Source organism: Haloplanus sp. XH21 (genome assembly GCF_023276355.1).
In the GTDB taxonomy this organism is placed as follows: domain Archaea; phylum Halobacteriota; class Halobacteria; order Halobacteriales; family Haloferacaceae; genus Haloplanus; species Haloplanus halobius.
In genome coordinates, this window is the sequence record NZ_JALLPL010000001.1 from 1896884 (window position 1) to 1920799 (window position 23916).

The following is a 23916-nucleotide window of genomic DNA, read 5'->3' on the forward strand; positions in this document are numbered from 1 at the left end:
GAACGACGGCGACCAGAGGTATTGACATCCTCCCCGCGCTAAAGCGCGAGGATTCCTCCGTTGGGAGTTCGGCTACCGACCCACGGAGGCAACTTGCGGATTTGTGCGCACTTCTTTGGGACTTTCGTGAGGGTGTGGGTTCCCCGACTAATCGTGGTCGTCCCACTCGAATCGCACGGGCCGTGCCATCGGCCTAACTTCGCAATCGCTGTTTTTCCGAAGGAACGTCTCTGACGCCGTGAGGTCGGCGTATTCCTCGAAACCACACGGACACGTCAGCGTATCTCCATGGCGTACCGTCTCCACGTGGTCGCCACACTCGGGACAGTCTGACTTGTCCACGCTTCTGCCTCGGCTTCGAGACTGATGCCGTACTCCTCACAGACACACGCGAGACGTGGCTGAACTTCTTGAACGCCCAGAAGTTGTGCGTCTTCTCGTTCACTCTGACCGACAAGTGCGTTTCCAGCACGTCGGTCAGGTCGCCCACGTACACCGTCGCCACGCCCTCGTCGTAGAGCCGTTCAACGAGGTCGCGCACCAGGCGTTCTGTGCGTGGTCACGGCGCTTCGTCCGCTGTCGGTACAGCCGTCGAATCCGTTTCGAAGAGTAGTGTCCCTCACGGAGTTTCGACTGTAGGCGGGCGATTTCGTTTGTCGTCTCGCGGAACCGTCCGAACAACTCCCGACCGTCGTAGAGGTACTGGTCCCCAGTAGTCGTAGGCGACGAGACTATTCGCGCCAACGTCGAGGGCGGAGTCGTTCGTGGTAGCCGAGTCCGTATTCGTCTTTTAGTTCTTGCCCGACAGGGAGTTCGAGGCGGCTACGCTTGCCCCATTGAATCGTGTACTGGTTGCACCGAATGTAGGTGCGGAGTTCGCGTCCGTCCTCCTCGTTGCCCCAGTACGACGGTGGATTTGCAGCCTCGCCGTTCTCCTTGAGGGCGAAGAACGACCGCCACGCTTCCGAGTTTTTGCGCGTGATCTGTTGGACAGTCGCACTTCCGACGACGCCGTTGTAGCGTCCTCGGTACTCGGAGGTGTCCCACACGTCGCCGTCTCCGAAGTAGTTCTGACGGCGTTCGCAGGTAAATGACACGTTCTCGCTCGCTCACGCTGGCGTTGCCCGCGACGACGACGCGTAGCGACGGTGGGCTTCGCGGGCACCGGCGGCGAGAAGGACGCCGCCCACGAGCGCCAGCAGGCCGCCTCGGATACCGACGGGGATGGTGCCGACGACGTTCCAGCCGGCGACAACGCCGAGGACAAATCCGACCTGGAGGAGGCCGACTGCACCGAGTGCGTACCGCCGGGTCGTCGCATATAGCGATCCCACCGCAGCCGTCTCGGCGGCGGCGTGGACAGCGAGGACGGCCGCGCCGGCGACACCGAGAGCGGCGTCGGCGGCGTAGAGCGTCGCGAGGGCGATTCCTTCGAGCGCGCGGTGAAGCGTCACCGCGCCGAGGGCGGCGTCCGCACAGACGCCACAGTCGGAGAGGCCGCCGTCTCGCCCGAATACCACGATGCCGATGCCGGCGACGACACCGACGGCCGCCACAGCCATTGCCTCGTCGAGTGCGAACGCGACGGAGAGTCCACCGAGTCCGACAAGGAGGAGCGGAACCGCGCCGTCGAGCGACATCCGGAAGCGGCCCGTGACAGCAAGGACGAAGCCGCCGCCGATTAGACTGGCGCCGACAGAGGCAGCAACGACCGCCGGAAAGACGAGACCGGACGCGACCGCCGATTCGGTACCGTGGGCGATCGTCGGCGTCGCCGACGCGATAAGGGCCGTACCGACAACGGTGAGGCGCGGGGAGTGACGATGCATGTGGGACGGCGGTCAGACCGCGTCGGGGCCCTCCTTCCCGGTGCGGACCTGAATGGCGTTGTCGACGGGCAGGATGAAGATTTTCCCGTCGCCGGGTTCGCCGGTGTGGGCGGCCTCGCGGATGGCGTCGGCCACATCCTTGCCTGCAACATCAGCGACCACACACTCGACTTTGGTCTTCTGGTGCAGGTCGACGGTGTACTCCTCGCCACGCCACTGCCCTTTCTTCGCGGGTTGCGAGCCACGGCCAGAGACGTTCGACACCGTAATCGAGGGAGCGCCGGCCTCGGCGACGGCCTGTTTCACCGCACCGAGTGTGTCAGGACGGATGTACGCGATCACCATCTCGATTTCAGTCATCGTCGGCCACCTCACGACGATCGGCCGGAGTCGTACCCGGCGTGCCGGTGTTGCCGACGGAGTTGTCGCCGAACTCGGGGTAGGTCACGATGCCGTGCTCCGAGGCGTCGAGCCCCTCGCGTTCGTGTGCCTCGCTCACCCGTGCCCAGCCGAGGGCCTTCAGGAGCCCGTAGACGATGAAGGTGATCACACCGGCCCAAAGCGCGAGCACGATCACACCGACGATCTGGGTCACCAGCTGGGAGACCGAGAAGGCAGCGGTCGTGTTGACAAACGGGTAGGCGAGGGCGCTGAGGAGGCCCGCAGAGCCATGAACGGGGAAGACCGCACACACGTCGTCAATGCCGAACTTCTCCAGCAGGTCGAAGACGAGGACGACCTGCACGCCGGCGATGAAGCCGACGACGAGCGTCGCGGGCCAACTCGCAACGGCCGCGATGCTGCAGACGGAAACGAGGCCCGCGAGCAGGCCGTTGGCAGTCATGAGGCTGTCGACCTTGCCGCTACGAGCGACACTGATGGCGGCAGCACCGATACTACCGGTGCCCATCACCAGCGCGGTGTTGATCGCCACGCGGCCGGCGTAGGCGTAGTCGGCCAGCGCCAGTTCGCCGGCGTCGGTGACCTGGAACACGTTGACGGCGGTGCCGACGTTGAAGCCGTACCAGCCGAACGCGAGGATGAGCGTCCCGAGGATGGCGTAGGGCAGCGAGTGGCCTGGGATGACGTTCGGGGTGCCGTCAGCGTCGAACCGGTCGACGCGGGGGCCGACGATGTACGCCGCGACCAGCCCACAGACGCCGCCGGTCATATGGACGACGGCGGCGCCCGCGAAGTCCTGGAATCCAAGCGTCGCCAGGAAGCCGCCGCCCCACGTCAGGCCGGTCGCGACGGGGTAGATGAGCGCCCCGACGAGCACGGTGAAGACGAGGTAGCCACGGAGTTGCGCGCGCTCGGCGACGGCGCCGGAGACGATGGAGGCCGCGACCATTGAGAACGCGGCACCGAAGAGGATGCTCGCCCACGCCGTCGATCCACCGGAGTAGTAGGCGTAGGCACTCGCGAGGCTGAAGCCACTGCCGGAGGTGACCCCGGCGACGATAGCCGAGACCCCGACGCCGATGATGAAGTACGCGAGGACGCCGACGCCCCAGGTAAGGACGTTCTTCGTCAGCTGATTGGCGACGTTCTTCGAGCGCACCTGTCCGGATTCGAGCATGCCGAAGCCAGCGTGCATGAAGAACACGAGGAAGGTGGCGACCATCACCCAGAGGAGGTTGACCCCCTCGGCAATCACCGACGGGTCGGCCTGCAGAACGGATACGTTCATCTCAGTCATCACCCGTGGACGTCAGGTCGTGTTCGGTGTGACACGGCTCCGGCGGTAGCGAGATCGAGGGGTTGCTGTCGAGGAACCCCTCGGGCTTGAGGTGGAAGCTCGCGATTTCGACGGGCAGAACCGGCCAGTCCTCCGCGCGGGTGACGTGGTTGACGCCGAGCGTGTACCAGCAGACCACGTCCTCGCCGTCGAGGTCGCGATCCTTCTCAGCCCATTCAGCCAGCCCCGTCGTCTCGTCGTTCTGGTTGGGGTAGTCGCCGGCCGCGAACTGCTCGTCGGGGTCGTACTGTGTGGTCCAGAAATTGTTCTGGATGAACCCAGCCCGCTTCTTCGTGCTGGAGTTGGGCCTTGCCGGGGAGTCGACGTTGGTGTGTGGCTCCAGCTTGTAGCCACAGGGCCGGCCGTAGGAGTTCGTCGTCTCCGTGCTCTCGACCCGCCAGTACTTGCCGGCCAAGGGGTCGATGTCGTCGCGGGCCTCCATCTCGGACTCCAGGACCGTTTCCTTCGCCGTGAACCCCTTCTTGCGGTCGCTCCCGACGGGTTCGTTGTGGACCTCTTTCACCCGGTTGGGTGTGTCGTCGATGTCGAAGTCCAGCCGGAAGTTGAAGTGGTGCTGGTGGATGGATGTCTTGACCTGCGGGGCGACGATCTCGTACTCGCCGTTGGTGTCCGTGGCGTCCTCGTCGGCCGGGACCACCCCGTTGGAGTCGATACCCGTAAGACGGACTTCGCCCTCGATGGAGCCATCGGGGTAGAAGTACCAGTAGAACCCGTAGTCGTAGTTGTAGACGGTCGCGATAAAGGAGATGACGAGGCGGCGGCGACGCCGGACTTCGGTGTGTTCCTTGCGCCACTCCGTATGCTTCCAGAGGACGCCGTCGTCCTCCTCGTGCATGCAGATCGCGTTGGAGAGCGTCTTGGGGTCGCCGTTCGTGTCGTTCATCGCCACGTCGAAGTAGTGCATCTCGCCGAGGCAGTCACACCCCTCGGTCAGCACGTTCGCCATTCGGCCGACGTGGAACTCGCCGATGTCGAACGCCTCCTTCCAGGAGTGGTTGGGATCGCTATCGCCGTACGGAACGGCCATCTCCGACGCTGAGGCGCGGTGGAGCACCTTCCGTTTCTCGCCCTCGTCCTCGAACGTGACGTCGTGGAAGACGAGCCCCTCGCGGGGCGTCCAGCCGACCTGGAACTCCCAGTCCAGCCATTCGACGGTCTGTCCATCTACCTCGAAGCCCGGGCCGTCGGGCTGTACCACGTCGAGGTGTTTGAAGTCGTCTCGCGTGTCGACACGGTCGGCCCGAAAGTCGGCGTCCTCGGGCGGGAGCGGGTTGTCCTCGTCGACGACGCCATTGTCCTCTATCTTCACGACTTCCATCTCGTCGAGGTCGACGAACGCGAACAGACCCTCGATGGGGCGGGCGTAGCCGTTGTCTTCCTCTTCGGTCTTGATCCATGAGAGTGCGCGGACGAGTCGGCGGTCGTCGAACTCGTCGGGCTCGAATCCACTCGCGGGCCAGGGGTCGACGATGGCGAGGTCGAAGTTTTCGACGCCACGCTTGGCGGCCGCCTCCTGCCACTCCGGATCGTTGATGACGACCTCTTCAGACTGTTCGACCTCCGGTGGCGTGATCGCCGGCTGAACGTCCTCGATGTGCGTCACATCGAGGAGTTCTTCCCCCGTAATCGACACCGACGCCTCGTAGGTCTCGCCGTCCTGTCGAACGATGATGAACGCCTCGCGATCGAAATGGTCCCCCTCTTCGAACGCCCGGACGAACTCCTTGTCCGGTTCGTCGAGGACGACGTTGTGGTAGACCGCATTGTCGGCGACATCCCATTCGTCTTCGAGGACGTCGACGGCGGCCGAAATCTCCTCGCGCGCTAGTGGATCGAGTGGATGACTCACGCCCGTTTTCTCGAGGTCGACTGCCATTACGCGATCACCCCGCAGGCGCCGCAATTATCCATCCATACGTTTCCTTTTATCGAGTTTCGTTCTCCAAATGGCATCATCGACAGAAGAATAGAAAATGATTGGAGATTGTATATCTACTTCACCACTCGAGAGTTGTAAATAAGGACTGTAATAATACCCTTATATTCGACCAGGCAGAGGAGACCGGGATTTGCAGGGATAAGACGCAAGTGTAGTCGACATCGAATAGATATGTGAGCACTCAGCCCGAGATCTACCTGCAAGAGATGGGCCTCTCGGAGTACGAGGCAGCGACGTACGTCGGCCTGCTGCGGGGCGGGACATCGACAGCGAAGGAAGTCGCTTCGTTGGCGGATGTCCCCCAGTCTCGCGTGTACGATATCCTCGACACGCTGAGTGATAAGGGGTTTGTCGTCATCCAAGAGGGTCGTCCCAAGAAGTTCGGACCGGTCGACCCGAACCAAGCAGTGTCACAGTTTCGCGATTTTAAGCGTCGCGAACACGTTCGGAAACTCGACGAGATCCAGGGACTCGGCGACCACTTCCTCGACGCCATCGAAGAGGCGGAGTACGGTGGGGTTGAGGACGACGCGGTCGCTATCAGCTGGTCGTATCCGAACCGCCACCACATTCTCGAGAAACTCGAACGCCTCGCCGAGGACGCCACCTCGGAGATTCTCATGATAACGACGCCGGAGAGTTTCGAACGAATCGCCAACCATCACGTTGACCTCCTCGCACGAAAGGCCGATGCAGGGGTCGAGATACGGGCGCTCATCTCCGACGACCGTCGACTCGACGGTGCCGTTCGCGACCGGACGACCGAACTGATGGTGATGCGGTTCGTCCAAGATATCCGGGGGCGACTCTACACCTACGACGGCGAAAACGTCCTGCTGGCGTTCAAGGCGCCGAACGACGACGGCTACGTCGGCATCTCGACCACGAGTCCGCATCTCTACGCCACTCTCTCGCAACTGTTCGAGTTGCTGTGGGAGGACGGCGAGCCAGTCGCCTGAGTACTCCAACGAGCCGACACGAGGCCCGCCTGCACCGAGGGCTCACCTCGACCCGGCAGTCCGACCGCAACGTCGCGTCATCGCCGACGATAATAGTAACGCCGCCGAGAGGTCGCCCGGGCGACTACTCGTACAGCCAGGTTTCGTCGCCGCGCTCGTAGTCCTGGAGTTCGTCCTCGTCGAAGAAGAGGTCGATCTCCCGTTCGTTCGCGCCGGGGTCCTCGTGGTCGGAGCCGTGAATGACGTTCCGACCGAGATCCAGACCGAAGTCGCCGCGGATGGTACCGGGGTCGGACTCGGCTGGGTCGGTCTCGCCCATCATGCGGCGGACCTGCCGGGTGGCGTCCTGGCCTTCCCAGACCATCGCCATCACGGGACCGGCGGTGATGAAGTCCACGAGGCCCTCGAAGAAGGGTTTGCCCTCGTGTTCGCCGTAATGCTCGTGGGCGAGGTCGTCGGAGATCTGCATGAACTTCGCGCCGACGAGTTTGAGGCCGCGGTCCTCGAACCGCGAGATGATCTCACCGATGAGTCCGCGTTGGACGCCGTCGGGCTTGACCATCACGAAGGTTCGCTCGGTGTCGCTCATTCCTCACCGCCGGCCGCCTGCCCTTCCTCGGTCCATTCGAGGTCGCGCGGTTCGCGCCCGAGGAAGTAGTTCTTCTCGGCCTTCGAATCCTTGAAATGCAGGATGGTGCCGTCTTTCTTGACGTACATCGTCCCCGTGCCGGGTTCGATCTCTTCGCCCGTGTAATCGCAGGTGCGTGTGTCGACCATTACTGTCCTCCGATGGAGTCGGCGTCACGCTGTGTCTCGCGCAGCTGGAGCACGTCGCCCTCGCGGACGGGGCCCAGAACGTTGCGCGTGATGATTCGACCCTGATTCGATCCCTCCTGGATGCGACATTTGACCTGCATGGCTTCGCCGTGCATGCCGGTCTTACCAACGATTTCGATGACCTCGGCGGGCGTCGATTCGCTGGCACTCTCTTCGGCGCTCATGGTCGCTTATCGGAGGTCCTCGACCTTGGTGGCGATGTCTTCGACCTGTTCCTCAGCGTCGCCCGCGTCGACGATGGCCGCCGCCGCACTACCCACTTCGAGGCCGGCCGCGTGGCCGACGTCGTCCTGCGTCTCGACGAAGACGTAGGGGATGCCCTTCTCGTCCGCCAGCTCTGGCAGATGCATGACGATCTCTTCGGGCTGGACGTCTTCCGCGATGACGACGAGGTCGGCGTTGCCGCGCTCGACTGCCTTGGTCGTCTCGTTCGTTCCTTTCTTGACACTGCCTGTGTCTCGCGCTACTTCGAGCGCCTCGATGGCGCTCTCGGCGAGGTCCGCCGGAACATCGAAATTGACGTAAACTGACATGATTTGTACCTCCCGCCCGTGGGCTCGCACACCTCACCAGGCTGAGTCCCTGATGGCGAGGCGCATCATCAACCCCGGACAGGCTGTACACCCGAATAGCAGCGGCCCCCATAAAAGCGCTTTCAAAGCCGAGACGGCGTGTGAGGGGGGCACACGCGCCGAGCCGGACCGGTTAGTCGGCGGCGGTCAGTGGCGGGAGTCCCGCTTCGATCTCCCCGCGCCGGTCTTCGAGCCATTCGGGCAGGACGAGGCGTTCGCCCAGATGCTCGATCTCTTCGTCGACGGTGTAGCCCGGTTCCTTCGTGGCGTACTCGAAGAGGACGCCGCCGTCGGTCCGGGCGTACACCGATTCGAACCACTTGCGGTCGATGATCTCCGTCGGACGCAGTCCGTGATCGATGAGCACCTCGCGCCACTCGGCCTGATTCTCCTGTGTCACCTGAAAGGCGACGTGGTGGACGGTGCCCGCGCCGGGGCGCCCGCGCGGCGCCTCCGGATCCTCGTGGAGGTCGACGACGTAGCCCAGGTCGCCGTCGGCCTCGTAGCGTTGCCGGCCGCCGTCGCTCGTCGTTTCCTCGAACCCCATCGCTTCGAGGAGCGTCGCCGTGCTGTGAGGGTCGACCAGCGAGAGCGTGACGCCGAAGAAGCCGCGGATGGCGTGTTCGGCGGGGACCGGTCCCTCGGGCGGGTCGCCCGCCGGGGCGTCCGCCCGCCCGACGAGTTCCAGCGGGAGGCCGTCGGGGTCGCGGAAGGGAACGACCGTGTCACCGAAGCGGTCGTGCGGGTCGTCGACGTCGACGCCCTCGCTTTCGAGGCGGCCGACCCAGTAGTCGATGGCGCCGTCGGGGACGAGAAACTGGACCGTGGTGGCCTGTCCCCGGCCGACCTGTCCGGGCGCCGCGTCGGGATAGGGGAAGAAGGTCATGCTCGTGCCCGGCGACCCGCCGTAGTCGCCGTAGAACAGGTGATAGACCGACACGTCGTCCTGATTGACGCTCTGCTTGACCAGCCGGAGCCCGAGCGTCTCGGTGTAAAACGCCAGGTTCTCCGCGGGATCGCTTCCGATGGCGGTGACGTGGTGAATACCGGGAATGTCGGCGGGCATACCACGCCATAGGCCAGGGAGCGAGTTAACGACTGGGCCGATCGGATAGCAAGGCCCTTTGTCGGCGGCGGAGTACGCCGGTCCATGAACCTCGCCGCCGCGGTCGCCGACCTTCGGGCCGAGGCCCGGCGCGCGAACGAGCGGCGACTCCTCGTCCTGGCAGGCGACCGCGACCGGGGCCTCGACGCCGCGTGGGACGCCATCGCAGTCGGCGACGACGCCGACGCGACGCTCGTCACGACCCGCGAGGGCCGCGGCGACCGCCTCCACCCGCAACACGCCACGCGCCTCCTCGGACGGACCCGAGACGTCGTCGTCCTCGACGCTCACGAGGGGTTCTCGGCGAACGCGCTGGGTCGCGTCGTCGGCGCCGTCGACGGCGGCGGCCTCTTCGTCCTCGTGACGCCGTCGCTCGACGACTGGCCGGACCGCCGTACCGACGCCGACGAGCGCCTCGCCGTCCCGCCGTTTACCGTCGACGACGTGACCGGCCACTTCCGTCGCCGTCTGGTCGAAACGCTCCGAACGCATCCGGGCGTCGCCATCGCCGATGTCGACGACGGCGTGCTGGAACGCGACGGACTGACCGACCCACCGCCGGCCCGCCCCCGTCCGGCGGTGGCCGTCCCCGTCGACGCCGCGTTTCCTCGCGAGGCCTACGAAGCGTGTCTCACGCCCGATCAAGCCGACGCCGTGGCCGCCCTCGAACGCCTCCGAGAGCCGGGAAGCGCCGTCGTCGTCGAGGCGGACCGCGGCCGCGGGAAATCCGCCGCGGCCGGCCTCGCCGCGGGGAGTCTCGCCGCTGAGGGCCGGGACGTCCTCGTCACCGCACCCGCCTACCGCAACGCCGCCGAGGTGTGCGACCGCGCTAGCGCTCTCCTGGAGGCACTCGGCGTCCACGACGGCCGCGACGACGAGGCACACGTCCTCCGAGCCACGAGCGGCGGCCAGGTCCGGTTTTGCGACCCCGAGGCCGCCACCGACCTGCCCGACGACCCCGACGCCGTCATCGTGGACGAGGCCGCCGCGCTGCCGGTCCGCCGACTCGCCGCGTTGCTGAACGCCCCGGCGACGGCCTTCGTCACGACGGTCCACGGCTACGAGGGCGCCGGCCGCGGCTTCGACGTGCGCTTCCGGGACCGACTGGCCGAGAGCGACCGCGACGTGACCGACGCCCGCCTCGACGACCCAATCCGCTACGCCGCGGGTGACCCCGTCGAGGTGTGGGCGTTTCGCGCCCTCCTGCTCGACGCCCGGCCGGCCGTGGATCAGGTCGTCGCGGACGCGACGCCCGCGGACGCGACGTACCGCGCGCTCGACGCCGAGACGCTGCTCGCCGACGAACATCTCCTCCGGGAGACGTTCGGTCTCCTCGTCCTCGCGCATTATCAGACGGAACCGGACGACCTCGCCCGCCTGCTCGACGCCCGGCCGGCCGTGGATCAGGTCGTCGCGGACGCGACGCCCGCGGACGCGACGTACCGCGCGCTCGACGCCGAGACGCTGCTCGCCGACGAACATCTCCTCCGGGAGACGTTCGGTCTCCTCGTCCTCGCGCATTATCAGACGGAACCGGACGACCTCGCCCGCCTGCTCGACGCCCGGCCGGCCGTGGATCAGGTCGTCGCGGACGCGACGCCCGCGGACGCGACGTACCGCGCGCTCGACGCCGAGACGCTGCTCGCCGACGAACATCTCCTCCGGGAGACGTTCGGTCTCCTCGTCCTCGCGCATTATCAGACGGAACCGGACGACCTCGCCCGCCTGCTCGACGCGCCGAACCTGCGCTGTCGGGCGCTGCTGATCGACGGCCACGTCGCCGCCGTCGCCCTCCTGGCCCGCGAGGGCGGCCTCCCCGAGTCGCTGCGGACGGAGATGTACGAAGGCGCCCGCGTTCGCGGCAACATGCTCCCCGACGTGCTGACGAGTCAGTTGCGCGACCTGGCGGCCGGCGCGCCCGTCGGCTACCGCGTGCTGCGCATTGCCACCCACCACGCGCTCCGGTCGTCTGGATTCGGCTCCCGCCTGCTCGACGCCTGTCACGACGAGTTCGACGACGCCGTCGACTGGTTCGGCGTCGGCTACGGCGCGACGCCGCGGCTGGTCCGCTTCTGGGAGCGCAACGGCTACCGGACGGTCCACTGCTCGACGACGCGCAACGCCTCCAGCGGGGAGTACTCCGCCGTGATGCTCCGGCCGACGAGTGCGGACGGGCAGGCCCTCCACGACCGCCACGCCCGGCGGTTCAAGCGGCGGATGCGCGACGGCCTCTGTGACGCGCTCCGGGACCTCGCGCCCGACGTGGCGCGGGCGGTGCTGCGGGCGACGGGTGAGGCCGGCACCGCGTCGCCGACGCTCTCCGATCACGAGTGGCGCGTCGTCGCCGCTGCGGCCTTCGGACCGGGACTCTACGACGCCGCGCCCGGCGCCTTCCGCGACCTGGCACTCGCCCATCTCACGGATCCCGTCGCCGACCTCTCGACGGACGCCGAGCGCCTGCTCGTGCGCAAGCCGTTGCAGGCCCACACCTGGGAGCGCGTCGCCGCTGACCTCGACTACGTCTCGACTCGCCAGTGTATGCAGGCGCTCGGCGACGCGATGCGACCGCTGGTGGAGCGCTATGGGACCGACACGGCACAGAAGGAGCGACGGCGGTACGACGATAGTAACGATTGAAAGTCATTGCACAGCTGATCGAAGAACGGCGTACGAGTGGCTGTGCAAACAGTTTCATACGGTTTATTGTAAGTCATTACCGGTGGTTCGCTGGGACGGTCCAGCGAACCACCGGTAAACAGTTACAGTAATCCGTATCAATCGCTACTATAGCCGTCGAGGTACGTCGCGAGCATCACTTCGTCGACGTAGTCGCCGTCGATGCGGTAGTGGTCCTCGCGGATCGCTTCGACCTCCCAGCCTCGCGATTCGAGAAAGTCGATGGCCGCGTCGTTGGTCGCCGGGACGCTGTTGTAGAGTTTCTCGAAGTCGTGCTCCCCCGCCCAGCGGACGCCGCGGTCGAGGAGCGCGCTGCCGATGCCGTGGCCGCGGTGATCGGGGAGGAGTCCTACCGTCAACACGGCCGTGTGTGCCAACTTGTCCATCTCGGGCAGGTCGAGGTGGACCCAGCCGACCACCTCGTCGTCGACGCAGGCGACGAAGACCATCCGCGACTGCACCTCGTTGTGCCGGAGGACGACCTCCTCGTGATCGAGGAGATCGGCGACCGTCTCCGCCTCGATGTACGTTCCCTCCTTTGCGACGGCCCGGATGACGTCGATCAGCCCCGACAGATCGCGTTGTTCCGCGGCTCTGATGGTGTACGATACGTCCGCGTCGGCGTGTTCCTCGGCGTCTTCGGCCTGGTAGGCCACACGGAGATAGTCGCCCTCGCGTCGGAGATAGCCGTCGCGACGGAGGACCGTAACGTGGTGACCGAACGCCTCGGGATCGAGGGAGAGCGCCCGCCGCGCGGTGTCGGCCCGGACCGTCCCGTGTGCCTCGACGTAGTCGTAGATGTCGCGGCGGTCCTCGTGGTCGAAGTCGAGCTGCTCCGTGAGTTCCATGGTGCCGCATACCACGGGGCAGACCTTAATGGTTTGTCAGGCGGTCACGCACGCGAGACGCGAGCAACGACCGGTTCAGATGCGGTTCGCGCGGCTCGGGTCGACGTCGATGGCGTCGACGGGGCAGACATCGACACAGAGCATGCAGTCGATGCACTGGTCCTCGTGAGTCGGGTGGGCCTTGATGTCGCTCTCGGGGTGGCCGGGCGTATCCACCCACTCGAAGACATCGACGGGGCAGTCCTCGAGGCAGGCGCCGTCGGCGAGACAGATGTCGAAGTCGACGGCGACGTGCGTGCCGTGAATGCCGAGTTTCTCGGGCGGGTCGACCGGTCCCCAGACGGCGACGCCGTCCTCCTCGTCGACTTTCTCGCGGCTGCGTTCGAAGTTCGGATCGATGGCCATACCGCTCCTCGGCGGTCCGAACGGATAGGGGTTATCGTAACTGTCGGGAGATTCTCGCCGGGAGGGGCCGGCGAGAATCTCCGACGACTTCCGATACTCCCTATAAACCTGTGACCGAACGCGTCGTCATACTGCCGGCTGTAACTGTTTCAAGATGTCCATCACTCCGGGACGACGGATATCTCGATTGACTTACAGCCGCGAGTATCAGTCCGCGCTCGCGCCTACCTCGCCACTATCGGGGACGACGCCTTCGTCGGTCCAGCCCCGTTCGTCGTAGTAGGCGTCGAGCGCCGTCTCGAAGTTCGGCAGGTCGTACGGCAGGTCGTCGTCCGCACGGTCGAACCCGCGCCGGTTGTTGAAGTGGCGTTCGAGTTCGACCACGCGGCCACCGACGTCGAGAAGCGCCTCGAAGTCGGCGTCGAACAGCGCCTCGAAGCGCTCCTCGGTCATCATCCCACGGGAGAACCGGCAGACGACGCCGCAGTCCTCCAGCGCGCGCTTGTTCTCCAGCTCGACGAGTTTGCGGGCCTTGGCCGCGGAGAGACCGGCGGGTTCGAACGCCTCGTCCGGGTCCACGAGCGGGTATTCGTAGGCGTAAAACGTCGCGTACATGTGGTCGGCGCCGCGGTTCGCCGTCGCGAAGCCGAGTCCCTGCCCGTTGAGCGTGCGGCCGTCGTGGGCGGAGAAGGTCATCCCCTTGACCGTCCAGTCCTCGACGCCGAGTGCGTCGTGGAAGCGGTGGATGCCCTCGGCCAACAGGTCGCCGTCGCCCTCGCGGTGGGCGATATCTTCCACCGTCTCGTGGATCAGTTCCGAGTCGCCGAAGGCGTCCTCTGCCTTCAGGTAGGCCGCCACAGCGTTGCCACAGGAGATGGTGTCCATCCCCAGGCGGTCACAGAGGTCGTTCGACTGCATGATGGAGACGATGTCGTCCACCTCGCAGTTGCCGCCGAAGGCCATGATCGTCTCGAACTCCGGCCCCTCCGTCTCGACGCCGGCCGCCTCGTCTTTCGTCGGCAACTTGCAGGCGAAGGCACACTGCGAACAGGTGCCTTTCTTGTACTTCTTCTCCTCGACCCGGTCGCCGTTGATCTGCTCGAACCCCTCGAAGCGAACGTCCTCGAAGTAGCGCGTGGGAAACGAGCCGATCTCGTTGGCGAGGTCGGTGACGCTCGCCGTCCCCTGGCGCTTCATGATGTGGTCGCTGGTGGCCGCCTCGCGGTGGATGGTGGCCGCCTCGGCGTCGACGTCGATGTCGGGCAGGTCATCACCGTCGAAGGTTATCGCCTTGACGTTTTTCGCGCCCATCACCGCGCCGAGGCCGCCGCGACCGAACGCCCGCGTCTCGCTGGTCATGATCGAAGCGAATCGTACCTGGTTCTCGCCCGCCGGACCGATGCAGACCAGATGTTCCGCTTCGAGGCCGTGTTCGTCGGCCACGTAGTCGGTGACGGCAGGCACCTCCGCGCCGGCGAGGGCCGGGACTTCCTCGAATGAGACGCCGTCGTCCCGGACGTGAACCATCAACGGATCGTCGCTCTCGCCGACGAGTTCGACGACGGCGTTGCCCGTTCCGAGGAGGTTGCGGGAGACGAAGCCGCCGGCGTTGGTCGACGCCAGGCCGTCGGTCAGCGGCGAGAGCGCCGTTGCCGAGGTGCGCCCGGTGAAACTCATCGTCGACGCCTGCATCGGCCCGGTGGTGAAGTAGAGTCGGTTCTCCGGGCCGAGCGGATCGGCGTCGAAGGGGATCCGGTCGTGTGCGAGACGGGTGCCGACGCCCCGCCCGCCGATGTACGTCTCCAGCACGTCGTCGATCGCCTCGGTTTCGACGCGCCGCGAGCCCACGTCGACCGTGAGAAGCGGTCCCTCGAGGTGGAGCATGGTGGAACGCGGGTGCCGCGGCGTATTAAACAGTGGGCCGTCCGTCGGCGCTAAAACACCGCGTCGATGGCGTCGTCGAGCGCATCGACCGCTTGATCGATATCGGCGTCGGTCACGGCCAGCGGCGGCGCGATGATGAGCTGCGTGCGCGGACGGCCGCCACCGATGAGAACGCCCCGCTCCTGCGCCGCGTCGATGACGTCGTCGACGGGGTTGTCGCCCGATTCGACCCAGGGGTGGAGGAAGGGATCGCCGGTCTCGAGATCCGTAAACTCGACGCCCCACAGCAGCCCCCGGCCGCGCACGTCGCCCACGGCGTCGTGGGCGTCGAGTTCCCGCAGACGGGTTTCGAGGTAGTCGCCGCGCTCCCGCGCGTTGTCGACGAGGCCGTCGGCGTAGACGTCGATAGCCGCCACGCCCGCCGCACACGCCACGGGGTGGCCCGCGAAGGTCTGCCCCACGTCGATGCCGGTGTCGCGGAGGTGGGCCGCGATGTCCGGTCCCGTTACGACGCCCGCGAGCGGGACGTACGCGCTCGTGACGCCTTTCGCGAACGTGAGGAGGTCCGGCACCACGTCCTCGGTGTCGATACCGAACCACTCGCCGCACCGACCGAAGCCGGTGATGACCTCGTCCGCGATGAGCAGGATGTCGTACTCGTCACAGATGTCGCGCACGCGCTGCCAGTAGTCCGCCGGCGCGGGGTACGCGCCACTCGTCCCGCCGATGGGTTCCATCAGGACGGCTGCGATGGTGTCCGGCCCCTCGTTGTGGATCACGTACTCCAGGTGGTCGGCGGCCTGCCGGGCGAGTTCGGCGGGCGTGTCGGCGTCGAACGGCGACTGGTGGGCGACCGGCGGGCAGAACTTCGCCGCGCCCGTCGTGGCAACGTATCGCTCCATCGCGTTGCGCGTCTCGGGGTCACCCGTCAGCGACGCCGCGCCGTACGTGGCGCCGTGGTAGGAGCGATAGCGCGTGAGCACCTTCCGGGCGTCGGTGTACTCGCGGGCGAACTGGACCGCCGCCTCGTTGGCCTCGCTGCCCGACACCGAGAAAAAGACGTTCGAGAGGTCGCCGGGAGCGATACCCGCGATGCGGCCGGCCAGTTCCGACCGCGCGTCGTTGTGCTTGGAGGAGGCGACGTACGCAATCGTCGATGCCTGGGCGGTGATGGCGTCGACGATGCGCTCCTCGCCGTGTCCGGCGTTGACGCAGTAGAGCTGGGAGTTGAAGTCGAGATAGGCGTCGCCGTCGTCGTCGTAGACGGTGACGCCGTCGCCGTCGACCAGCGAGAGGACGTCGTCGTCGGAGTACCAGTGTGGAATCGCGCCCGAATCGAGTTCGGCGTCTGGAGATGGGTTCGCCATACACCCCGGTTGGTGACAGGGAGAATAAACGTTCGCCCGAGACGCCGGTGTTCTCGCACAACACGGTCGGAAACCGTCATCGGTCGGGCGACGTGGTCCGGGTGTGCGATTCTCGACGCCGCGCCCGTGGATCCGAACGTAGCTGGTCTGCCGGCCTATCTCGGCGTTCTCGGCATGCCCGGGCGAACGGCGTACTTCGGCTTGCTCGACATCGCCGAGTAGCGCGTGTGGCACGGCTACATCTGCAACAGCTACCGGTTCGGTTTCCGCACCTGCTCGGGATGATCGGCGATGAAGACGCTCGTGTTGTCCGGGACGTCGTCGGTGACCCAGGAGTTCGCCCCGATGCTCACGTGGTCGCCGATATCGACCGGTCCGAGGACGTTGCTTCCGGCCCCGATGACGACGTGATCGCCGATGTCGGGATGCCGCTTGTAATCTTTCGCCAGCATATGCTCCTCGCCCTCTTCTTCCTCGAAGTGGAGTGCCCCCAGCGTCACGTTCTGGTAGATCCGGACCCAGTCACCGACCGTGGCCGTCTCGCCGATCACGACTCCCGTCCCGTGGTCGATGAAGAACTGGTCGCCGAGCGTCGCACCGGGATGGATGTCGATCCCCGTCTCGACTTTCGCGTACTCGGCGAGTTCGCGGGCGTACTGGACGTGGTCCGCCTCGTAGAGGTGGTGGGCGACGCGGTGGGTGAGGATGGCATGAAAGCCCGGGTACGACCGAATGATCTCACAGTAGCTTGTCGCCGCGGGGTCGCCCTTGTACGCGGCCTCGACGTCGCGCTTGAGGGTGCGTCGAATCGCCGGCAGTCGGTCGAGCGCCCGGTCGACGACCCCGCTCAACTCGTCCGCGTCACGGTTCGCGTAGGCCGTAATCCCCGTCTGGATGCACGCTCCGAGCGTGCTCAAGTGGCGCCGTGTTTCGGCCGGATCGTCGATCAGTGCCGTCCCGTTCCAGCACCGGGGGAACAGGAGTTGTCTGAGAAGGAGTGGTTCGTCACGCAGAAAATCGCGGCGCGGATACTCCCGCGAGTCGTCCGTCGGGAACGGCGATTCGTCTGCTCGATAGGCGTCGACGAGTTCTCGGTGAGCATCGCCGGTGTACTCGTATCCCATGTGTATGACTGCTGACGCCGTCGACGGACGTAGTTCTTCCACTTCGTCCCTCTGCTATCGTCAACCATCGCCGGTTCCGACCGGTGGGACCACCTCGGTCTGGATTTACAGTTGCGGCAGGGTCGGCCGTCGGGGTGCGACGGGCCTGCAACCCGTCTCGCCTACTCGTGGGTAAAGTAGGTCACCATCTCGTCGGCGGCCGCCGCATCGACGCGAGCGAAGCCGACGCGCTCGAACTGGATCACCTCGTCGACGGCCGCGTCACGGAACGCGGGTTCGGCGACGCCGGTCACGTCGCCCTCCATCGTCCGCAGTCGGACGGGGACGGCGCCCTCGGCGGGCGCCCAGTGGACGACCGAGACGCCCTCCTCGCGGACGGCCGTGATGTCGTCGCCGACGTACTCGAACCCCGTCGCAGTGTGCCGGACACAGCCGTAGCCCTTGAGCCAGACGCGGTCGCCCACGTCCGGCACGTCGGCGGGTTCGACGACGACGGCACCGGGGACAGGTATCTCGCGGCGGCCGCGCTCCTCGTGGTCGGGGTGGACCGGCGGGTGGCCGGCGTCGGGCCCGCCCTCGACGGCGTGGGTCACGCCGTTTCGAACGAAGAAGTAACGGTCGGCTTGGTCGTCGATCAGGTCGCGGTTGTTGGCGTAGACGGCGCTCATCGACAGTTCGACGTTGCTCGTCGAGGTGCCGAGTTCGATCATCGCGTCGACGATGGCCTCGCCGCGGATGCCGCGCCGGCGCACGCTGGCGAGAGTGGGTGCGCGCGGGTCGTCCCAGCCGTCGAGTTCGCCCGAATCGATCAGTTCCTTGATCGTCGAAGTGGAGAGGGTGATGTCGTACTCGTCGATCTGGACGTGTCCCCAGTGGATGACCTCGGGGTACTCCCAGTCGAAGTAGTCGTAGACGAACTGCTGGCGCTTGGCGGAGTCCTGCAGGTCGATGCCGCGGATGATGTGGGTGACGCCGGTGAGGTGGTCGTCGATGCCCGACTGGAAGTCGAGCATGGGCCAGCACCGGTAGTCGGCCGCCTCGGGCCGCGGGTGGGGCGTGTCGATGATGCGGAAGGCCACCCAGTCCCGCAGCGCGGGGTTCTTGTGCGTGATGTCGGTTCGGACGCGGAGCACCTTTTCGCCCGCCGAATACTCGCCGTCGATCATCGCCTCGAACTCCTCGCGGGTCGTCTCGGCGTCCTTGTCGCGGTGGGGACAGGCCTCGCCCGCGTTCTTCAGATCCGAGAACGTCTCCTGGGGACAGGAACAGGTGTAGGCGCCGCCCAGCTCGATCAACTCGCGGGCGTGGTCGTAGTACGTCTCCAGGCGGTCGCTCGCCCGCAACACCTCGTCGGGGTCGAAGCCGAGATATTCGATGTCGTCGAGGATGGCGTCGTAGGCGTCGAGATCCGGGCGCTTGGTCTCCGGATCGGTGTCGTCGAACCGGCAGATGAACCGCCCGTCGTACCGCTCCTTGTACGTCCCGATGACGGCGGGCATCCGAGCGTGACCGAGATGCCACGGCCCGTTCGGATTCGGGGCGGCCCGCATCACTACGCCCTCGTCGCCGACGTTCGGCAGGTCGGGCAGCGGATGCTCGTCTTCCGGCTCCTCGGCCTCGAGTTCTTCCAGTTTCTCGGGGGCGAGATCCGCGAGTTCCTCGCGCCGCTCGGCGTCCGAGAGGTCGTTCACTTCGCTGACGACGCCGGCGACGATGCCGGGGATCTCGGCGGAATGCTCGCGGAACTCGGGGTTCTCGCCCATCAGTGGCCCCATGACCGCGCCGACATCGGCGTCGCTGTCGTATTTCACCGCGTTGAGGAGTGCGTGCGTCCGCGCCGCTCGTTCGACGCGGTCGCGCAGTTCGGCGTTCATTACCGGCCACTACCGGCCGGTGGGTAAAAACAGACGCGGATCGGGGGCCGTGGGTAGGGGTACAGAGCGTGTTAGAAAGTCCCACACAAAACGGTTTCGACGTTTCACGCGACGACTGCGAGAATCCGCAAGGAGTTTGTCGGTCGACCGGGAGTTGGCCGTATGAAACGCGCACGAATCGCGGTCGACGGCGAGGTTCACGCCGGCGAGTATCGCGACGGTGTCGTGGAGACGGCCGACGAGACGTACGTCGTCGGCGAGGACGGCGACCTCGTGGCGCCGTGTGAGCCGTCGGCGCTCTACTGTGTCGGTCGCAACTACGTCGAGACGCTGGACCAGATGGAGTACGAGAAGCCGGACCAGCCCGCCTTCTTCATCAAGCCGCCGACGTCCGTTATCCCCCACGAGACGCCGGTGCCGTATCCAACCTTTTCCGACGAACTCACCTACGCCGGCGAACTCGCGGCCGTCGTCGACGAGCGCTGTCACCGCCTCGACCCCGAGGAGGTGCCCGAGGTGATCCGCGGCTACACCATCATGAACGACCTGGACGCCCTCGATCAGCCGGGGCGAACGGCCCGCAAGGCCTTCGACGGGTCCGGGCCGCTGGGCCCGTGGCTGGAAACCGACCTCGATCCTCACGGTATCGACATGCACACCGACGTGAGCGGCGAGCGACGCCAGGAGTCCAACACCGAACTCATGCTGTTCGACCCCTACGAGATCGTCTCGTTCCTCTCCGAGCGGTTCACGTTCCGCCCGGGCGACGTCATCGCCTTCGGTAGCCCGGCCAACCCCGGCCTCGTCGAACCCGGCGACACGGTCGAAATCACCTACGAGGGCGTCGGCACGCTCACGAACGAGATCGCGCCGCCGGACTACTGATACGGTTTATTGTAAGTCAGTACCGGTGGGTCGCTGGACCGCCTCCGCGAACCACCGGTAAACAGTTACAATAATCCGTATGACCGGTATCGACGCCGCGGTCAGCGCTGTCCGTCGACCACCTGATTAGTCAGGCCCTGTGCCGTCCCCGTCTCCTCCATCAGCCGAACGTTCTCCGCGAGGATGTTCGCCAGACGGTCGTAGTAGTTCGGCGTGTTTCCGGCGTTGTGTGGCGTGATGTGGACGTTCTCGAACGACCAGAGCGGGTGGTCCGCCGGCAGCGGTTCGGGGTCGGTCACGTCGAGGGTCGCGCCCGCGATGTCGATGTCACGCAGCGCCGTCACCAAGGCGTCGGTGTCGACGACGGGGCCGCGCGCGACGTTGACGAGGTAGGCGTCGGTCGGCATCGACGCTAGAGCATCGGCGTCGATGAGGCCCTCCGTGGTGTCGGTAAGCGGACAGGCGAGGATCACGTAGTCGGCGCCGGCGAGGGCGTCGTGAACGGCGTCGAAGCCGACCACCTCGTCGGTCGGGCCGCCCTTCTCCGGCGTGTACCGGACGCCGACGGTGTCGACGCCGAAGGCGTGGAGACGGTCGGTAAGCGCCCTTCCGATGGCGCCGAGGCCGACGATGGCGGCGGTGCTACCCTGGAGTTCGCCGACCGGATACGCCGCCCAGTGGGCGTCTTCCTGTTGCTTCCAGGCGCGCTTGAACTGGCGTTCGTGGGCGATGAGCGTGCCGATGACGTACTCCGAGATGTTCGGCCCGTGGACGCCCGCCGCGTTGGTGACGGCGATGCCCCGCTCCTCGAACGACGCGATGTCGAGATGGCCCGTTCCGGCGTACGCACAGGCGAACAGTTCGAGGTTGGACGCCTTCTCCAGCCAGTCGCTGTCGAAGGTGATGCCGGTCGCGACGCGCGCGTCGGCGATCAGATCCCGTTCCGCTTCGGGCGTCGACGCGACGGCGATCTCGTGGTCGGGAAGGCGCTCGCGGAGTTTCTCCCCGTACAGCGACGGCGACATTCCGTGGACTTTCTGTCGGAGAACGGCGATATCCGGTTCGGTCATGGGGGAGACTGCACCCGCCTCGATTATAAATTACCGGCGAAACCGCGGTCGGGAACGACGGCGGTCGACAATCGCTACTCTAATACCTCGCCCCGTTGGGGGTTAGGATATGGAACACGTCGACGTCGCTATCGTCGGCGGCGGGCCCGCGGGCTCGGCCGCGGCACACGCGGCGGCCGAGGCCGGCGCCTCCGCACTCGTCCTGGAGAAGGGGGTCCCCCGCGAAGACCGGGCGGTGCTCGGCCCGGACTCCACCGACGCCGCCGGCATCCTCGACTACTGGGTCGACATCATGGGCATCCACCCGGACGAGTTCCCGGATGGGGTGCTCCTCTCGGAACTCGACCGGGCGACGTTCGTCGGGCCGACGGAGTCCTGCACCCTGCGGAGCACGGGCATCGACTCGTCGTACGACGCCTTCGGCTACACCTTCGACCGTGCGCGCTTCGACGACTGGCTCCGTGACCGCGCCGAGGGCGCGGGCGCCGAGTACCGCGTCGGCGTCTCGGTCAGGGACGTCGAGACATTGATCGACGGTGATCCGCGTCACACGGTCGAACTCGCCGACGGCGACGCGATCAGCGCCGACGTCGTCGTGCTCGCCGACGGGCCCCAGCGCACCGTCACGAACCGCGTGCTCGACCGGTATCTCACCGCGCCAGTGACCGACCACCTCGGCACGACGACGGCCAACCACATCGCGTATCAGGAGCATCGCAGACTGCCGGCCGCCGTCGCTGAGGACCTGCGCGGAGCCATCACGTTCTGGTGGGGGTACATTCCCGGCCACACGGCCTACCCCTGGATCTTCCCGAACGACGACGACGTGGCGCGGATCGGTCTCACGATGCCCATCGGCCTCGACCACTCGTCCGTCGCCGATCCCGAATCCTACGCGCTGCTCCGCCCGGAGGACGACACCGTCCCGAGCGGGAGCGAGTATCTCCGTCGCCTCCTCGAACACGAGTACGGCGACGAGTACGACGTGCCCGAGGACTTCCCGCTCGTCGAGGACCGCGGCAAGTCGAAGGGCACCGAAACCTACCCCATCTCCTCGACGCGGCCCGTCGATTCGCCCGTCGACGCCGGCATCGCCGTCGTCGGCGGCGCGATGGGCACCACCTCCGCGTTCCACGAGGGCGGCGACCACGTCGCCGTCCGCACCGGCGCCATCGCCGGCGAACTCGCCGCATCGGGCGATCTCTCCGACTACAACGCGGCCTGGAGAGACGCCATCGAGGACGAAATCGTGCGGAACGTGACGATGGCCGAGATGGTGCGAGACTACAATCCCGCGGACTGGGACCGGATCTTCGGCACCGCGCGGAAGATGCTGGCCGACGAGAACGGTCAGGGGCTGTACGACCAGAAGCTCTCGGCCGGCTGGGGCGCGATCAAACTGCTCGCCCGCTACAAGTGGCGCAAACGGCAGATTCGGAAGTCGTACGTGAGCATCCGCGAATCCGAGTACGTCTACTAATAGGGTTTATCGGGGTCGTCAGAGATTCTCGCGGGGACCGTCCCCGAGAGAATCTCTGTACAGTGACGATAATTCCTATAACTCGGCCCCGCGTCGCCGGTCGCAAGGGGTTAAACCACCGAGGCCGTAGAAGCAACTGCGTGCCTTTAGTCCCCGCCCGAGCATGCCCACTAGGGCGCGATGACCGCGCGGCGAACCCGGGCACGCGACAGGGGAGGTGACGAACCTCCCGCAGCGCTGGCACCGCCAGCGCGTGGCGCCGTCACACGCATCCGACGGTCGCCCGGCACGAGGGTTAGCCGGCAGACACGGCACGCCGCCAAGGGATGATGCCGGACGTTAGTGTTCCGGGCGCACACGTTCGAATTAGCGCAGATACGTCTCCAGCGCGTCGACGACGCGGTCTACGAACTCGTCAGTGGCCCGTCCTTGCCACGCGACGAGATCTTCGCGACGGGGTGAATGGACTGCCCACGGCGAGATGAACGACTCGCGGGGGACATCGCCAACTTCCCACACATCCTCGCGGAGCGGGAGCGAATCGTCGTACTCCTTCGTGGAGATGGCGACTGCGACGTGTTGCTCGTCGGTAAACGGGTGGGTACTGTTGTTCACGACTAGCCACGGCCGCTGGCGGTCGGTCCCGAGTTTGAATGGGTCGGCGCTCCTGACGACATCACCGCGTTCGGGCTCCATCGATTACCCGTCCGCGCTCGAATCCTGCTCGCTCGGATGCGGTTGGTCGGGAGCGACAGCATCCCACCTTTCCGAATCGATTCCGCCGTCGGCGTCGTCGAGACGTTTGCCGATGTCGTGTAAATCGTACGCAGCAGCGGCCCGCTGTTCGTCCTCTGTGATTGCCCAGTACTGGCCCCGGTGGCGGACGAGGTTTCGCTCCTTCAATCGCGTGAGTGCGGTGCCGACCGTGTTCGGGTCCTCGTCGATGGCGGTCGCTATCTCCGACCGGGTGAACGCCGCGTCCCGGTGTGTGTAGAGGTACGTAACCACCTGCTCGGGCACGCTCGGCCCCTCCGGAAGGTTACCCGATTCGAACTCGTCGATGCTCACGGGCATACTGCGGAATTAGCGTGCTCGTGTAATGAATGTACTGCAGTACTTCAAGTACGGGTTCACTAGTAGATCCTCGCTCGGTAGTGTTCCGGGCAACACACCTTCGATTTTATCGCGTTCCGCTCACCAGTAACGACTCGGCTGAAACACTCCGCAGTCCTGCCAGTCGTCGACGGCCCGTCAGGAAAGGTGCTTCCAGAAATACGGTTGCGCTCATACCACCGCTCGATTG

The 23916-nt window shown here is 66.1% G+C and carries 20 protein-coding genes and 3 pseudogenes; 5 read left to right on the forward strand and 18 right to left on the reverse strand.

Annotated elements, in window-relative coordinates; all coding sequences use genetic code 11:
* Positions 1 to 72 precede the first annotated feature (72 nt).
* The 4 genes and pseudogenes from MXB53_RS09895 to MXB53_RS09915 form a co-directional block, all read right to left on the reverse strand.
* Positions 73 to 1088, reverse strand: a pseudogene (locus MXB53_RS09895) (RNA-guided endonuclease InsQ/TnpB family protein); the annotation flags it as partial.
* A 21-nt stretch (positions 1089 to 1109) separates the two neighbouring features.
* Positions 1110 to 1829, reverse strand: a complete 720-nt coding sequence (locus tag MXB53_RS09900; RefSeq protein ID WP_248897199.1) for a hypothetical protein — start codon at positions 1827 to 1829, stop codon at positions 1110 to 1112.
* 12 nt (positions 1830 to 1841) lie between these two features.
* A pseudogene (locus tag MXB53_RS09910) lies at positions 1842 to 3519 on the reverse strand (ammonium transporter).
* Position 3520: 1 nt separating this feature from the next.
* Positions 3521 to 5464 (reverse strand): primary-amine oxidase, encoded by a 1944-nt coding sequence (locus tag MXB53_RS09915; RefSeq protein ID WP_248897202.1) that lies wholly within the window; start codon positions 5462 to 5464, stop codon positions 3521 to 3523.
* A gap of 236 nt (positions 5465 to 5700) precedes the next feature.
* Between MXB53_RS09915 and MXB53_RS09920 the strand changes: the two genes are divergently transcribed.
* The gene (locus MXB53_RS09920) at positions 5701 to 6486 is read left to right on the forward strand and encodes a TrmB family transcriptional regulator (RefSeq protein ID WP_248897203.1); all 786 of its coding nucleotides are present in this window, start codon (positions 5701 to 5703) and stop codon (positions 6484 to 6486) included.
* A gap of 124 nt (positions 6487 to 6610) precedes the next feature.
* On the opposite strand, the gene ndk is transcribed toward MXB53_RS09920, so the two are convergent.
* The 5 genes from ndk to MXB53_RS09945 all read right to left on the reverse strand — a co-directional run bounded on the left by ndk (position 6611) and on the right by MXB53_RS09945 (position 8961).
* Positions 6611 to 7075 (reverse strand): nucleoside-diphosphate kinase, encoded by a 465-nt coding sequence (ndk, locus tag MXB53_RS09925; RefSeq protein WP_248897204.1) that lies wholly within the window; start codon positions 7073 to 7075, stop codon positions 6611 to 6613.
* Positions 7072 to 7263 carry a 50S ribosomal protein L24e gene (locus MXB53_RS09930; RefSeq protein ID WP_248897205.1) on the reverse strand — a complete coding sequence of 64 codons (192 nt, stop codon included), beginning with the start codon at positions 7261 to 7263 and terminating at the stop codon, positions 7072 to 7074. Before MXB53_RS09930 ends, ndk begins: the two co-directional genes overlap by 4 nt.
* Positions 7263 to 7487 (reverse strand): 30S ribosomal protein S28e, encoded by a 225-nt coding sequence (locus MXB53_RS09935; RefSeq protein WP_248897206.1) that lies wholly within the window; start codon positions 7485 to 7487, stop codon positions 7263 to 7265. The genes MXB53_RS09930 and MXB53_RS09935 overlap by 1 nt, the downstream gene beginning before the upstream one ends.
* Positions 7488 to 7493: 6 nt before the next feature.
* Positions 7494 to 7856 carry a 50S ribosomal protein L7Ae gene (gene rpl7ae / locus MXB53_RS09940; RefSeq protein WP_049936844.1) on the reverse strand — a complete coding sequence of 121 codons (363 nt, stop codon included), beginning with the start codon at positions 7854 to 7856 and terminating at the stop codon, positions 7494 to 7496.
* Between the two features lie 172 nt (positions 7857 to 8028).
* Positions 8029 to 8961, reverse strand: coding sequence for a ring-cleaving dioxygenase (locus MXB53_RS09945; RefSeq protein ID WP_248897207.1), 933 nt, complete (start codon positions 8959 to 8961; stop codon positions 8029 to 8031).
* A gap of 84 nt (positions 8962 to 9045) precedes the next feature.
* Here MXB53_RS09945 and MXB53_RS09950 point away from each other — a divergent pair, with 84 nt between their 5' ends.
* Positions 9046 to 11637, forward strand: a complete 2592-nt coding sequence (locus MXB53_RS09950; RefSeq protein ID WP_248897208.1) for a tRNA(Met) cytidine acetyltransferase TmcA domain-containing protein — start codon at positions 9046 to 9048, stop codon at positions 11635 to 11637.
* 137 nt (positions 11638 to 11774) lie between these two features.
* Here the strand turns inward: MXB53_RS09950 and MXB53_RS09955 are convergent, their stop codons facing one another.
* The 4 genes from MXB53_RS09955 to MXB53_RS09970 all read right to left on the reverse strand — a co-directional run bounded on the left by MXB53_RS09955 (position 11775) and on the right by MXB53_RS09970 (position 16180).
* Positions 11775 to 12524, reverse strand: coding sequence for a GNAT family N-acetyltransferase (locus MXB53_RS09955; protein ID WP_248897209.1), 750 nt, complete (start codon positions 12522 to 12524; stop codon positions 11775 to 11777).
* 75 nt (positions 12525 to 12599) lie between these two features.
* The gene (locus tag MXB53_RS09960; protein ID WP_248897210.1) at positions 12600 to 12929 is read right to left on the reverse strand and encodes a 4Fe-4S dicluster domain-containing protein; all 330 of its coding nucleotides are present in this window, start codon (positions 12927 to 12929) and stop codon (positions 12600 to 12602) included.
* Positions 12930 to 13136: 207 nt separating this feature from the next.
* Entirely contained in the window at positions 13137 to 14813 is a 1677-nt protein-coding gene (locus MXB53_RS09965; RefSeq protein WP_248897211.1) for an aldehyde ferredoxin oxidoreductase family protein, read from the reverse strand.
* 50 nt (positions 14814 to 14863) lie between these two features.
* Positions 14864 to 16180, reverse strand: a complete 1317-nt coding sequence (locus MXB53_RS09970; RefSeq protein ID WP_248897212.1) for an aminotransferase family protein — start codon at positions 16178 to 16180, stop codon at positions 14864 to 14866.
* A gap of 75 nt (positions 16181 to 16255) precedes the next feature.
* Between MXB53_RS09970 and MXB53_RS09975 the strand changes: the two are divergent.
* Positions 16256 to 16399 (forward strand): annotated as a pseudogene (locus tag MXB53_RS09975) (NADP-dependent oxidoreductase); the annotation flags it as partial.
* A gap of 32 nt (positions 16400 to 16431) precedes the next feature.
* On the opposite strand, the gene epsC reads toward MXB53_RS09975, so the two are convergent.
* Both epsC and MXB53_RS09985 read right to left on the reverse strand, forming a co-directional pair.
* Complete coding sequence (gene epsC / locus MXB53_RS09980) at positions 16432 to 17304, reverse strand: serine O-acetyltransferase EpsC (protein ID WP_248897213.1); 873 nt, start codon at positions 17302 to 17304, stop codon at positions 16432 to 16434.
* A 161-nt stretch (positions 17305 to 17465) separates the two neighbouring features.
* Positions 17466 to 19178: a glutamate--tRNA ligase gene (locus tag MXB53_RS09985; RefSeq protein ID WP_248897214.1), complete on the reverse strand. Its 1713-nt coding sequence runs from the start codon at positions 19176 to 19178 to the stop codon at positions 17466 to 17468.
* A gap of 162 nt (positions 19179 to 19340) precedes the next feature.
* Here MXB53_RS09985 and MXB53_RS09990 point away from each other — a divergent pair, with 162 nt between their 5' ends.
* A complete protein-coding gene (locus MXB53_RS09990; protein WP_248897215.1) occupies positions 19341 to 20063 on the forward strand; it encodes a fumarylacetoacetate hydrolase family protein in 723 nt (240 codons plus the stop codon).
* 101 nt (positions 20064 to 20164) lie between these two features.
* Here MXB53_RS09990 and MXB53_RS09995 read toward each other — a convergent pair whose 3' ends face one another.
* Positions 20165 to 21133 carry a D-2-hydroxyacid dehydrogenase gene (locus MXB53_RS09995; RefSeq protein ID WP_248897216.1) on the reverse strand — a complete coding sequence of 323 codons (969 nt, stop codon included), beginning with the start codon at positions 21131 to 21133 and terminating at the stop codon, positions 20165 to 20167.
* Between the two features lie 109 nt (positions 21134 to 21242).
* Here MXB53_RS09995 and MXB53_RS10000 point away from each other — a divergent pair, with 109 nt between their 5' ends.
* A complete protein-coding gene (locus MXB53_RS10000) occupies positions 21243 to 22613 on the forward strand; it encodes an NAD(P)/FAD-dependent oxidoreductase (protein ID WP_248897217.1) in 1371 nt (456 codons plus the stop codon).
* 366 nt (positions 22614 to 22979) lie between these two features.
* Here MXB53_RS10000 and MXB53_RS10005 read toward each other — a convergent pair whose 3' ends face one another.
* Positions 22980 to 23309: a hypothetical protein gene (locus MXB53_RS10005; RefSeq protein ID WP_248897218.1), complete on the reverse strand. Its 330-nt coding sequence runs from the start codon at positions 23307 to 23309 to the stop codon at positions 22980 to 22982.
* Between the two features lie 3 nt (positions 23310 to 23312).
* Positions 23313 to 23687, reverse strand: a complete 375-nt coding sequence (locus MXB53_RS10010) for a hypothetical protein (RefSeq protein WP_248897219.1) — start codon at positions 23685 to 23687, stop codon at positions 23313 to 23315.
* Positions 23688 to 23916: the final 229 nt, after the last annotated feature.

Excerpts from the sequence above, each read along its gene's own strand:
- MXB53_RS09935 (WP_248897206.1), bottom strand. The coding sequence starts at position 7,487 with ATGAGCGCCGAAGAGAGTGCCAGCGAATCGACGCCCGCCGAGGTCATC.
- MXB53_RS09960 (WP_248897210.1), bottom strand. The coding sequence starts at position 12,929 with ATGGCCATCGATCCGAACTTCGAACGCAGCCGCGAGAAAGTCGACGAG.
- MXB53_RS10010 (WP_248897219.1), bottom strand. The coding sequence starts at position 23,687 with ATGCCCGTGAGCATCGACGAGTTCGAATCGGGTAACCTTCCGGAGGGG.
- MXB53_RS09900 (WP_248897199.1), bottom strand. The coding sequence starts at position 1,829 with ATGCATCGTCACTCCCCGCGCCTCACCGTTGTCGGTACGGCCCTTATC.
- MXB53_RS09985 (WP_248897214.1), bottom strand. The coding sequence starts at position 19,178 with ATGAACGCCGAACTGCGCGACCGCGTCGAACGAGCGGCGCGGACGCAC.
- rpl7ae (WP_049936844.1), bottom strand. The coding sequence starts at position 7,856 with ATGTCAGTTTACGTCAATTTCGATGTTCCGGCGGACCTCGCCGAGAGC.
- MXB53_RS10000 (WP_248897217.1), top strand. The coding sequence starts at position 21,243 with ATGGAACACGTCGACGTCGCTATCGTCGGCGGCGGGCCCGCGGGCTCG.
- ndk (WP_248897204.1), bottom strand. The coding sequence starts at position 7,075 with ATGAGCGACACCGAGCGAACCTTCGTGATGGTCAAGCCCGACGGCGTC.
- MXB53_RS10005 (WP_248897218.1), bottom strand. The coding sequence starts at position 23,309 with ATGGAGCCCGAACGCGGTGATGTCGTCAGGAGCGCCGACCCATTCAAA.
- MXB53_RS09990 (WP_248897215.1), top strand. The coding sequence starts at position 19,341 with ATGAAACGCGCACGAATCGCGGTCGACGGCGAGGTTCACGCCGGCGAG.
- MXB53_RS09965 (WP_248897211.1), bottom strand. The coding sequence starts at position 14,813 with ATGCTCCACCTCGAGGGACCGCTTCTCACGGTCGACGTGGGCTCGCGG.
- MXB53_RS09955 (WP_248897209.1), bottom strand. The coding sequence starts at position 12,524 with ATGGAACTCACGGAGCAGCTCGACTTCGACCACGAGGACCGCCGCGAC.
- MXB53_RS09970 (WP_248897212.1), bottom strand. The coding sequence starts at position 16,180 with ATGGCGAACCCATCTCCAGACGCCGAACTCGATTCGGGCGCGATTCCA.
- MXB53_RS09915 (WP_248897202.1), bottom strand. The coding sequence starts at position 5,464 with ATGGCAGTCGACCTCGAGAAAACGGGCGTGAGTCATCCACTCGATCCA.
- MXB53_RS09950 (WP_248897208.1), top strand. The coding sequence starts at position 9,046 with ATGAACCTCGCCGCCGCGGTCGCCGACCTTCGGGCCGAGGCCCGGCGC.
- MXB53_RS09945 (WP_248897207.1), bottom strand. The coding sequence starts at position 8,961 with ATGCCCGCCGACATTCCCGGTATTCACCACGTCACCGCCATCGGAAGC.
- MXB53_RS09930 (WP_248897205.1), bottom strand. The coding sequence starts at position 7,263 with ATGGTCGACACACGCACCTGCGATTACACGGGCGAAGAGATCGAACCC.
- MXB53_RS09995 (WP_248897216.1), bottom strand. The coding sequence starts at position 21,133 with ATGACCGAACCGGATATCGCCGTTCTCCGACAGAAAGTCCACGGAATG.
- epsC (WP_248897213.1), bottom strand. The coding sequence starts at position 17,304 with ATGGGATACGAGTACACCGGCGATGCTCACCGAGAACTCGTCGACGCC.